General features: G+C 68.4%; 9 protein-coding genes. 7 read left to right on the top strand and 2 right to left on the bottom strand.

What is annotated here, in order from left to right:
* The first annotated feature begins 201 nt into the window (after window positions 1–201).
* The 3 genes from ABT352_RS19020 to ABT352_RS19010 all read left to right on the top strand — a co-directional run bounded on the left by ABT352_RS19020 (window position 202) and on the right by ABT352_RS19010 (window position 2429).
* On the top strand, window positions 202–510 hold the full coding sequence (locus ABT352_RS19020) for a hypothetical protein (RefSeq protein ID WP_350946165.1): 309 nt from the start codon (window positions 202–204) through the stop codon (window positions 508–510).
* Between the two features lie 5 nt (window positions 511–515).
* A complete protein-coding gene (locus tag ABT352_RS19015) occupies window positions 516–1634 on the top strand; it encodes a bifunctional WXG100 family type VII secretion target/C40 family peptidase (RefSeq protein WP_350946164.1) in 1119 nt (372 codons plus the stop codon).
* 174 nt (window positions 1635–1808) lie between these two features.
* On the top strand, window positions 1809–2429 hold the full coding sequence (locus ABT352_RS19010) for an L-threonylcarbamoyladenylate synthase (protein ID WP_350946163.1): 621 nt from the start codon (window positions 1809–1811) through the stop codon (window positions 2427–2429).
* A gap of 214 nt (window positions 2430–2643) precedes the next feature.
* On the opposite strand, the gene ABT352_RS19005 is transcribed toward ABT352_RS19010, so the two are convergent.
* Both ABT352_RS19005 and ABT352_RS19000 read right to left on the bottom strand, forming a co-directional pair.
* Window positions 2644–4959 (bottom strand): rhamnogalacturonan lyase family protein, encoded by a 2316-nt coding sequence (locus ABT352_RS19005; RefSeq protein ID WP_350946162.1) that lies wholly within the window; start codon window positions 4957–4959, stop codon window positions 2644–2646.
* A 403-nt stretch (window positions 4960–5362) separates the two neighbouring features.
* Complete coding sequence (locus ABT352_RS19000; protein ID WP_350946161.1) at window positions 5363–6070, bottom strand: hypothetical protein; 708 nt, start codon at window positions 6068–6070, stop codon at window positions 5363–5365.
* 291 nt (window positions 6071–6361) lie between these two features.
* Here ABT352_RS19000 and ABT352_RS18995 point away from each other — a divergent pair, with 291 nt between their 5' ends.
* The 4 genes from ABT352_RS18995 to ABT352_RS18980 all read left to right on the top strand — a co-directional run bounded on the left by ABT352_RS18995 (window position 6362) and on the right by ABT352_RS18980 (window position 11389).
* Complete coding sequence (locus tag ABT352_RS18995; protein ID WP_502992872.1) at window positions 6362–7348, top strand: LacI family DNA-binding transcriptional regulator; 987 nt, start codon at window positions 6362–6364, stop codon at window positions 7346–7348.
* 482 nt (window positions 7349–7830) lie between these two features.
* Window positions 7831–8823 carry an ABC transporter permease gene (locus tag ABT352_RS18990; protein WP_350946160.1) on the top strand — a complete coding sequence of 331 codons (993 nt, stop codon included), beginning with the start codon at window positions 7831–7833 and terminating at the stop codon, window positions 8821–8823.
* Entirely contained in the window at window positions 8820–9692 is an 873-nt protein-coding gene (locus ABT352_RS18985) for a carbohydrate ABC transporter permease (protein WP_350946159.1), read from the top strand. The genes ABT352_RS18990 and ABT352_RS18985 overlap by 4 nt, the downstream gene beginning before the upstream one ends.
* 59 nt (window positions 9693–9751) lie before the next feature.
* The gene (locus tag ABT352_RS18980) at window positions 9752–11389 is read left to right on the top strand and encodes an ABC transporter substrate-binding protein (protein WP_350946158.1); all 1638 of its coding nucleotides are present in this window, start codon (window positions 9752–9754) and stop codon (window positions 11387–11389) included.
* Window positions 11390–11488: the final 99 nt, after the last annotated feature.

The raw sequence follows: 11488 nt of genomic DNA, 5'->3' as shown, positions 1-11488 counted from the left end.
CCGGCGGGTGTCCGGGGCGTTCGCGTCGCGGGGGGCGACCCGAGATGACGGGTGTGCTTCTGTGCTGCGATGATCGTTGTCGGGCGGATAGGATCGCCTCTTGGTGGACATGGCCGGACGGTGGGCAGGCAACCGGCCAACGAGCCAGATCGTCGTCCGGGCAGCCGGTCTCCCGGCGACCGCGGAGGGGAGTCGGCTCCGGTGGGAAGATTCGACCTGAACCGTGAGGCGCTGGCCAAGCTGCGCGTCACGGTGAACACCCAGGGGGGAAGACTCGCCGGCGTCGGCGACGACTTCCCGGCCAAGGGCGGCGCGAGTTCCTCGATCTTCGGGACCCTGGCAGGTGCCCAGGAGCTCGCCGACGCGATCGGCAGGGTCGAAGGGTACGCCGACCGGGAGCTGGGCACGGTGAAGAGCCGCCTTGACGGCGTCGAGCGTGCCCTCGACACCATCGAGGAGAACGTGACCAGGGCCGAGCGGAACACCGGTAACCACCTGCCCGTCCTATGACCGACATGAACGCCGTGGCGGCGCTGCCCGGAGGGCAGGTCCTGGCCGCGCTGGTGAAGAGGACGGACGGGGATCCCGCCGCGATCCGGGCGATCGCCACCCGCTGGCGCGGGGCGGCCGGCTCGTCCGCCGAGCCGTTCACGCTCCTGAAGAAGGCGGTCGACCAGGTGGACACCGCCTGGAAGGGCGCCTCCGCCGACGCCTTCGTGGCGTACATGCGGCGCTACCACAGTGCGGGCGCCTCCCTGCGGGACACGATGGGCGACTGCGCGACCTCCCTGGAGGCCGCCGCCGGCGCCGTCGAGACGGCGAGGACGAACGCCGAGCGCGTCTGCGACGACCTGCTGGCCCGGGTGGCGGAATACCGGCGTCGCAACCCGCACGCCACCCCGGAGCAGCTCGAACCGGGCATCGGCGAGGAGGTCGAGAGGGCGGTGTTCCTTGTGCGGGGACACGTCGGCTCGGCCGAGACCGCGCTGTCCACCGCGCGGCGCGAGATCGACAAGCATCTCGGTGACGCCACGCTGTTCTCCGCCATCCCGGCCGCGGGAGACCAGGGTTTCGTCCCCGGCCCCGGGCGCGTCACCCCGTGGGTGCCGGTGGCGGGGGAGGACGAGCCCCGCACCACCACGCTCGCCGGTACGGAACCCGGCTCGCAGGGCGGCAGCGGTGGCGGTGGACAGGGTGGCGGGGGATCGTCGTCGGGGAACCACGAGGGCGGCTCGGGCGGTGGCGGCGGAGGAGGCCGGGCGATCCCGTTCACGGTGACCGGCGACGGCAGCGGAGCCGACATCGTGGCCGCCGCGAGGAGCCACATCGGCAAGCCCTACGTCTGGGGCGCGGACGGCCCCGACGCGTTCGACTGCAGTGGCCTGGTGCACGTCTCGCTGAACGAGGCGGGAATCAGGATTGTGGACAACACCGCCGCCGGATACCAGGCGAGCGGCAAGCCGATCACCGGTCCGCCGCAGCCGGGCGACATCGTCTTCTTCGGATATCCGGCGAGCCACTGCGGCGTCTACCTGGGCGACGGCATGATGATCGCCGCCCCGAAGCCGGGAGACCACGTCAAGATCCAGTCGGTGGCCGGGGCGCACCCCATCACCTACCGGCGCTTCACCTGAGCGTCCGTACGAGGATCGGGTGAGGACGACCGGCCCTGCCGGGGCGCCGCGGTGCCGCCGGGCCCGACACCGCCTCGGCGGGCGACCGGCCTCGGGCCATTCCTGGAGGCACGCGTGTCATGTCCGGGGGCCCGTGTGTCGTACGGGGCGGTTTCCTGCTTCTAAGCTCGGGGGGTGGCGAAATACTTCGATGTGCATCCGAGCAGTCCCCAGCCCCGGCTCATCGGGCAGGTGGTCGATCTTCTGCGTGCCGACGGGCTGATCGCGTACCCGACGGACTCGGGCTACGCGCTGGGTTGCCGGCTGGGCAACAAGGAGGGCATCGACCGGATCAGAGAGATCCGCGACCTCGGAAGTGACCATCACTTCACCCTGGTCTGCAGGGACTTCGCGCAGTTCGGTCAGTTCGTGCATGTGAGCAACGCGCTGTTCCGCTCGGTCAAGGCGGCGACCCCCGGCGGTTACACGTTCATCCTGCCCGCCACCAAGGAGGTGCCGCGGCGGCTGTTGCACCCCAAGAAGAAGACGGTCGGCGTCCGGATCCCCGATCACGTCGTCGTGCAGGCGCTGCTGGCCGAGCTCGGCGAACCGCTGGTGTCGAGCACGCTGCTGCTGCCCGACGAGACCGAGCCCCTGACACTGGGCTGGGACATCAAGGAGAGGCTCGACCACGCGGTGGACGCCGTCATCGACTCCGGCGAGTGCGGCGCCGTCCCGACAACGGTCGTCGATCTCTCGCAGGACGAGCCCGAGATCCTCCGCCGGGGCACCGGAGACCCGTCCCTCTTCGAGTAGGGATGCCGTGCGTGGCGCGGTCGATCTGTGGGGTGGCGAGTGGAGTTGCAGGACAGCGGTCCACTGCCACGTCAATGGCCGGTGATCTCGGGTGGAGCGGCGATGGGCGGGTGGCCGCGGACGCGGGCACCCGCCCATCGGTCCGTGGCCCGGTCCGCGGTGTCAGGCGGTGCCGGGGCCGGGCCACGGAGGTCGGGTCGGACGGGGCGAAGGGTCAGGGCAGGTAGATGTTCGGCTGCGGCGGGGTGGACATGCCGTCGCCGATGAAGAAGCCCGGGTGCGGCGGCTGGTTGTAGGCGGTGTTCTGCCAGGCCAGGGCGACCCGGTACTGCGGGTCGTGCAGCAGGGTGTGGATCTTGGTGGTGGTCGTGATCGGCGTGCTGTAGATCCGCAGCGCGGTGTTGTTCGAGGTGGGCCAGATGACCTCCTCGCGCCAGTCGCCGAGCAGGTCGCCCGAGAGGGACGGGGTGGACTTGGTGCCGTTGTTGGAGTGCACCCCGGAGGCGGTCAGCAGCCGGGTGTCCCCGCCGGTGCCGTACTTGTCGATGCGGGTGGCGTCCACCAGCTCGCGGACCGGGTCGCCGTCCCACCAGGCGAGGAAGTTGGCCGAGGAGGGGGTGCGGCCGACCGAGGCCCCGGAGGAGTTGTACAGGTTGCCCATGTTGGTTCCCGCGCCCCAGAACTCCGCTCCCGGGCTGCCCGCGTAGATGTCGGCGGCCACGCCGCGGCCGGGTCCCTCCACGCCGCCGTTGCCCGGACGCTGCCAGATGACCTGCCCGGTGCGGGCGTCGTGTACGTCGGCCGCGGGCTGGTCACCCGCCTCGTGGATGGTGAACACCTCCAGGCCCGCCCGGCTCGGGATCAGGTCGCCCACGTGCAACGCGTCGCCGTGCCCGAAGCCGGTGCGGTACATGCCGACGCCGTTGTCGTCGATCGTGGCCGAGCCGTAGATGATCTCCTGCCTGCCGTCGGCGTCCACGTCGGCGATGGACAGGCTGTGGTTGCCCTGCCCGGCGTAGCCGCCGTTGCCCGAGGAGTTGGAGTCGAACGTCCAGCGGCGGGTCAGCGAGCCGTTGCGGAAGTCCCAGGCGACGACGACCGATCGGGTGTAGTAGCCGCGCGCCATGATCAGGCTCGGCCGCCGTCCGTCCAGGTAGGCGGTGCCCGCCAGGAACCGGTCCACCCGGTTGCCGTAGTTGTCGCCCCAGGAGGAGACGGTGCCGCGCGGCGGCTCGTAGTTGACGGTCGACATCGCCGCGCCGGTCTGGCCGTTGAACATCGTCAGGTACTCGGGACCGGCCAGGATGTATCCGGAGGAGTTGACGTGGTTGGCGCCGCCGTTGCCGATGGTGGTGCCGCGGCCGTCGACCGTGCCGTCGGCGGTCTTCATCGCCACCTCGGCCCGGCCGTCGCCGTCGTAGTCGTACACCTGGAACTGGGTGTAGTGGGCGCCGGCGCGGATGTTGCGGCCCAGGTTGATCCGCCACAGCCGGGTGCCGTCGAGTTTGATCCCGTCGATGTAGACCGGGCTGGTGGTCCCCGACTGGGAGTTGTCCTTGGCGTCGTTGGGCTCCCACTTGAGCACCAGGTCCAGCCTGCCGTCGCCGTCCAGGTCGCCGGTGCTCGCGTCGCTGGCCGTGTGATTGCCGCTGGGCGGGCTGATCGGCACGTCCAGGTAGCCGTTGCCGAAGCGCAGCGAGGTCTCCGAGTCCGCCTGCTCGGTGCCGCCGACCACGGCGCGCACCGTGTACGAGGCGTCGGCCGCGGCACCCTGGTCCAGGTAGTTGGTGGAGTCGGTGACGCCGGCGATCCGGGTGCCACCCCGGTAGACGTTGAACGTGGTGTCGCGGGACTCGGTGCCCAGCAGGCGCCAGGAGACCAGGTTGCCGTTGCCGGAGCGCACGCTGATCAGGCCGCGGTTCAGCTTCTCCATCTGCTTGGCGTCGCCGGGCACCGGGTCGGTGCCGCCGATCTTCACGAGTTGCCACTGCTGGTTGGCGCCGTTGAGGTCGGTGTACTGGGAGACGCGGCCGCCGTCGGCGGTGGACCATTCCCAGGTTTCGAGGGCTTTGCCGCTGTTGCGGTTGATCAGGCGGATATGGTTGGCGTCGCTGTCGACGACGCGGAACTGCTGGTTGGTGCCGTTGTTGTCGCTCCACTGCACGACGTTGGCGCCGTCGGCGGTGGAGCGGGAGGCGATGTCGATGACCTTGCCGCTGTGGCGGGAGCGCAGCCGGTAGTAGCCGCCGCCGGAGTCGACGAACTGCCACTGCTGCCAGGCGCCGTCGTTGCGGGACCACTGGACGAGGGGGGCGCCGTCGTTGGTGGCGAGGTCGAGGACGTCGATGGCCTTGCCGCTGTGCCGGTTCACCAGGAGATACCAGGCACTGGTGTCGATCGTCGCGGCGGCGGCCGGGCCGGCGGCCACCAGTGACTGGCACAACGCGAGCAGCAGCGCGACGGCTGCCGCGCAGGCGATGCCGGTACGGCGGCGCACGCGTCGCGGGGGAGGGCTGGCGGGTCTGTTCACGGGGGGGTACCTCTCGTTACGGACGATAGGTCCACGAACGCGCGACGGATGCTGATGGCGCCGATGTTTCCGCCGGATGCCTGGAACCTCACAGGCGGGAAGGCGGATGTGTGCCAAGTGTTGGCATCGGCGTCACGGCCGTCAAGAGAGGTGCGAGATTCCCGGAGTCCCTGACGCGCGGCCGGTGTTCCGCACGGCTCTCGCGGTCATCGTCGGCCGGTGGCCACTGCGCGCGTCACCTGCGCGTCACCTGCGCTTCCCCGGCGGCCGGAGCCGCGGGCCGACGTCGTCCTCCCGCTTCGCGGCGGAGTCGGCTCGGTACTGAAAGTTTCAGTGCGGCCCGGCCGGGAGCGTGACTCCTTTGAGCCGTTCCGTCCTGGACGGCTCAAAGGAGTTCGGGCGCTCAGTCGTCGTGGTGGCCCTCCGGGACGCCGTCGGAGGTGATGGCGCCGTCTCCCGGCGTGCTCGTCAGGTAGGTGTGCTGGTGGCCGTTGCCGGCGTCGACGTTGAGCTGGTCGAGCTGGGTGGCCGCGACGGACCACATCGTGACGGCGGTGGAGCGCTGGCGTGCGGCGAGGTCGAGGAGGTCCTTGCGGGACCCCTCGGGGAGCCGCAGGCCGGCCGCGTAGGTGTCGACCGCGGTGACCAGAGCGGTCACCGCGGTGCGGAGTCCGCCGCGCGCCACGTTGGTCCCGGTCGCTCCCGAGGGGGTGGGGGCGTGCTTCTCCGCGGTCTCGCGGAGGATCCGCTGCCATTCCTCGACCCGCTCGCGCGCCGCCGGTGGCGCGTCGGAGTTTCCTTCCACCGGGAGTGCCTCGGCGAGCCCGGCCAGGATCTTGTTCAGGTCGTCGGCGGTCGTGCGCGCCAGGGTGGTCAGCTCGGTGATCTGCTGGACGTCTCGCTTGGACTCCGCCTCTCGCATCTCGGCGATGGCGTTCTGGGTGGCGTCGGGGCGGCCGCTGTTGTAGCCGATCAGGGCTCCGAGGGATCCGGCTATCAGGGTGGTGGCGAGGACGGCGGCGACGTAGCCGGTCGCTTTCGACCGGCGGGTGTCGGTCTGGGATCGGGCCGCCGCCGGCCCGCCCGTCTTTCGAGCCACCTTCTGAGCCACTGACGACTCCTTTCCCTGATCTGCTCGCTCTCCTCCGGGAACCCGGTGGACAGCTGACGCCGAGATTACTGTTTTCCAGGATCTCCGTCCATTTTTGGGCGTATCATCCAGCGCCTTCGCCGCCGAGACGGCGAAAGGCCGGTGAGCGGGGGAGAACATCACCGCCGACGGCGCGTGAACGGTATCGCCCGGAGCGGAGCGAGGCTCGAAGTCCTGTTAGCGTTACCGCATGGGGGTTGAGCTGCTTTGAAGGCGAAATCGAATGACGGCCTGCCACGTTCCAGGCCCGCTGTGCTGGAAGACGTCGCCGCGCTCGCCGGGGTGTCGGCGATGACCGTGTCGCGGACCCTGAACGCGCCCGAGCGGGTGCAGGCGAAAACCCGGGAGCGGGTGCTGGCCGCGGTGCGGGAGCTGGACTACCGGCCCAACACCGCCGCACGTCAGCTCGCCACCGGCCGCTCCGGGGTGCTGGGCGTGGTCAGCATCGACACCACCCTGTACGGTCCGGCCTCGACCCTCTACAGCATCGAACGCGCCGCCAGGCTCAACGACTACTCCGTGAGCATCGCGAGCCTGAGCATGCTCACCCGTCGCTCGATCGAGGAAAGCCTGCGCCAGTTTCAGTCCCAGTCGGTGGACGGCGTCATCATCGTCGCGCCGCACGAGTCGGCGGCCGACGGCCTGCGTCACCTGTCGTCGAAGATTCCGGTGGTCGCGGTCGACGCCGGGGCGGGCCTTTCCGTTCCCGTCGTCACGGTGGATCAGCGGGCGGGAGCCGCGCGGGCGACCAGGCACCTGCTCAGCCTCGGCCATGAGACGGTGTGGCATCTGGCGGGCCCGGCGAGCTGGATCGACGCCAACGGCCGGGTCGAGGGCTGGCGCGAGGTGCTGGAGGCCGGGGGGCATCGGGTTCCCGAGGTGTCGCGCGGGGACTGGAGTTCGCGCTCCGGTTACCAGCTCGGCCGGCGTCTGGCGCAGGACCCCGAGGTCACGGCCGTCTTCGTGGGCAACGACCAGATGGCGTTGGGGGTGCTGCGGGCGTTGCGCGAGGCCGGGCGGCGCGTTCCCGAGGACGTCAGCGTGGTGGGTTTCGACGATGTGCCGGAGTCCGCCTATTTCTGGCCTCCGCTCACGACGGTCCGGCAGGATTTCGAAGAGGTCGGCAGTCACGCCTTCCACGTGTTGCTCGACCAGATGGCGGGCAGGTCGAGCCAGGTACGGCGGCTGGTGGAGCCCGAACTCATCGTGAGGGAGAGCACCGGACCCTCACGGGGCTGACGTGCCGCCCGGTCGTCCTCGGCCGGACGCGGTCGGCGCGGGGGCCGCGATCTTTCTGACCGCCGCGATGTCGGGGCGTGTACCGGCGAAAAGACCGGCTCGCTGATCGGGCTGAAACATTTCGGGCGCGACGGCGTCGTCAAATCGCTCACGTCTGAGCTGCGGGTAAGGCGTGCGCGACCTTCACAGGTGACAGGGTCATCTGACTGGTCCCTTGACGAGCCTTTGTAAGGCGCTTATATTTCCGCAATATTAATAAAAAATCTTGAAAGTTTCAGTCTCCGGATCTCCGATGCTTCTGTCCGGCAGCGTCAGGTGACGCCGTCGCAGGCCGAAAGGATGGCATGCGAGAAAGGGAACTCCACGACCTGGATTCCGCGTCGAGTGGGTTCGTCCGGTGAAGGGGGCCCCGGGGAGCGCAGACCTCTCCTGCCGGGCGGGCCGAGCCGCCAAGGATGCCGGATGAGGCCGGGGACTCGCGAATGAGCGCGACCAGGACAATCGACGCCTCGCCCGGCGATCAGGATCCGCGCGAGGCGAGTCCCGGCCCCGTCCGCCGGAAGCGCACTTTGGGCCGCACCTGGCGGCAGGCGTTGCGTCACGACTGGCAGCTGTACTCGCTGGCGATCCTCCCACTGCTGTTCTTCGCGATATTCCGGTACCTGCCGATGATCGGCAACGTGATCGCCTTCCGGAAGTTCGAGCCCGGTGGCAGCGTGCTGGGCGAGGAGTGGGCGGGCCTGCGCTACGTGCGGATGTTCCTGAACGATCCGACGTTCTGGCAGGTGTTCACCAACACACTGGTGCTCGGCGCCCTGACCCTGCTGTTCTGCTTCCCGATGCCGATCGTGCTCGCCCTGCTGATCAACGAGGTGCGGCAGCGGCGCCTCAAGCGGTTCGTCCAGTCGATCTCCTACCTGCCGCACTTCCTGTCGATCGTGGTCGTGGCCGGTCTCGTCATAGAGCTGCTCTCGGTCGACGGGCCGGTGAACCAGATCCTGCGCGCGGCGGGCGACGATCCCATCTCGTTCCTGCAGCAGCCGGAGTGGTTTCGGACGATCTACGTCTCCTCGGAGATGTGGCAGACCGTCGGGTGGGGGACGATCCTCTATCTCGCCGCGCTCACCACCATCGACGACCAGTTGTACGAGGCGGCGAGGATCGACGGCGCGGGCCGGTGGCGCCAGACCTGGCACGTGACCCTCCCCGGCATCCGGCCGACCGCGGTCACCCTGCTGATCCTGAACATCGGCGCGTTCATGGCGGTCGGGTTCGAGAAGGTCCTGCTGCTCTACAACCCGCTGACGTACCCGACGGCGGACGTGATCTCCACGTACCTGTACCGCATGGGCGTCGTTTCCAACAACTTCAGCTACGCCACGGCGATCGGCCTGTTCGAGGCCCTGATCGGGCTGATCCTGGTCCTGTCGGCGAATCTCATCTCCCGGCGCACGGTGGGGACGAGCCTGTGGTGACCGTGGACGCCTCCAGGGGCTACCGGGTGTTCCAGGCGGTCAACGCCGTCGTCCTGGCCGCCGTCGTGATCGTGACGCTGTATCCCTTCGTCAACGTCGTCGCCCGTTCGCTGAGCGACGAGGCCGCCATCCGCTCGGGTCAGGTCAACCTCATCCCTCGCGGGTTCACCCTCACGACGTACGAGTACCTGATCTCTGATCCGACGTTCTGGACGAACTACCGCAACACCGTGGTGTACACGGTCGTGGCCACGATGATCGCGATGTTCATGACCACCTGTTACGCCTACGTCCTGTCCAAGAAGCATCTCAAAGGGCGCAGGTTCCTGATCGGGATCGCCGTCTTCACCATGTTCTTCTCCGGCGGCATCATCCCCAACTACGTCCTGATCACCAGTCTCGGGATGAAGGACAGCATCTGGGCCATCGTCCTGCCGAACGCCATCAGCGTCTTCAATCTCCTGATCATGAAGGCGTTCTTCGAGGCGCTGCCGGTCGAGCTGGAGGAGGCCGCCGCGATCGACGGCATGAGCACCTACGGCATCCTGCTGCGCATCGTGCTGCCGCTGTCGAAGGCGGTGATCGCCACGATGGTGCTCTTCTACGCCGTCGCCTTCTGGAACTCGTGGTTCGCCGCCTTCCTCTACATGAGCCAGTCCGACCTCTTCCCGGTGACCGTCTTCCTGCGCAACCTGATCGCCGGAGCCACCGGCGCGTCGTCGGTGGGCGCCGACGCGACGAACATGACGGTGGCCGCCAACATCAAGGCGGTGACGATGGTGCTCACCATCCTGCCCATCCTGGGGGTCTACCCCTTCGTCCAGCGCTACTTCGTCACCGGTGTCACGCTCGGCGCGGTCAAGGGGTAGCCCCGCCGCCCGCACTCAACCCGTTTCCGAATCCGAGAAAAAGGGGCTCCATGTACCAGATGAACCGGCGTCAGGCGATGGTCGCGATGGGCGCCTTCGCCGTACTCGTGGGCTGCGGCAGTGACGACTCCAAGAAGCAGGCCGACGACCTCTCGGCGAACCGGGAGGGCGCGATGCCCGGCTACGGCGCCGGCACCGGGTTCAAGGCCACCGCCCCGCTCTCGTTCACCGTCCTGTACAACAACCACCCGATCTACCCGATCAAGAACGACTGGCTGTTCTGGTCGGAGCTCGGCAAGCGGACCAACGTGACGTTCCAGCCGAGTGTGGTGCCGCTCAGCGACTACGAGAACAAGCGCAGCCTGGTGATCGGCGCGGGTGACGCCCCGCTCATCATCCCCAAGACGTATCCCAGCCAGGAGACCCCCTTCGTCGCCTCCGGCGCCATTCTGCCGGTGAGCGACTACCTGGACCTGATGCCGAACTTCAAGGAGAAGGTCGCCAAGTGGAACCTGCAGCCTGACCTGGACACGCTGCGGCAGTCCGACGGCCGCTTCTATCTCCTGCCCGGTCTTCACCAGGAGCCCTGGGTGGAGTACTCCCTGGCGATGCGCGCGGACATCCTGGAGGAACTCGGGCTGGAGATCCCGGGGACCTGGGAGGAGTTGCGCACCGTGCTGAAGGCGATGAAGGAGAAGTATCCCGACTCCTATCCCCTGTCCGACCGCTGGGGGACCCTCACGCCCGGCGCCAGCCTGCTGAACGTCATCGGCACCTCCTACGGCGCTCCCGGCGGATGGGGCTACGGAGAAGGGGTGAAATGGGACCCCGCCCTGCAGAAGTTCGCCTTCACCGGCGCGATGGATCAGTACCGGCAGATGCTGGAGTATCTGCACACGCTGGTGGAGGAGAAGCTGCTCGATCCGGAGAGCTTCACCCAGTCCGACGACCAGGCGATCCAGAAACTGGTCTCCGGCAAGTCCTTCGTGATCAGTTCGAACGCGCAGACCCTGGTCAACGAGTACCGGCCGCCGCTGCAGAAGGCGAACCCGAAGGCGAGGCTCGTGAAGATCCCCGTGCCCGTCGGCCCGCTCGGACCCATCAAGTACGGCGCGGGCAACACCCGCCTGGAGAACGGCGTCATGATCTCCAAGAAGGCCCGCGACAGCAAGAACTTCGTCGCCATGATGCAGTTCATCGACTGGCTGTGGTACTCCGACGAGGGGCAGGCGTTCGCCAAGTGGGGCGTCGAGGGGGTCACCCACACCAAGGACGCGTCGGGGAAGTACAAGCTCACCCCCGACGTCGACTTCGTCGGGCTCAACCCCAAGGCGCCCAAGCACCTGCAGAAGGACTTCGGCTTCTCCAACGGCGTCTTCGCCTACGGCGGGTCCACCGAACTGCTGCAGTCGACCTTCTCCGAGGAGGAGATCGCGTTCCAGAAGGAGATGAACGCGAGGAAGACCCTGCCGGTGCCGCCCCCGCACCCGCTCACCGACGAGGAGCGCGAGCAGGTGACGCTGTGGCAGACGCCGCTGAAGGACCACGTCACCCAGAACACGCTCCGGTTCATCCTCGGCAAACGCGATCTGAGCGAGTGGGACGCCTACGTCAAGGAACTCGAGGCGAACAACATGCGCGCCTTCGTCGACATGGTGAACGGCGCCTACGAGCGGTACAAGAAGCAGCACGGTTGACGGCCACCCCTGCCGGAAGGAGGAGGGCTACCCTCGCGGGAACTCCCGCCGCACCGCCGGCCGCCCACCAGGACGAGGGTTTCCACACCGGAGATGTTC

It is taken from the genome of Streptosporangium sp. NPDC000563, assembly GCF_040299985.1.
In the GTDB taxonomy this organism is placed as follows: domain Bacteria; phylum Actinomycetota; class Actinomycetes; order Streptosporangiales; family Streptosporangiaceae; genus Streptosporangium.
This window is presented reverse-complemented; position numbering and strand designations above follow the sequence as displayed.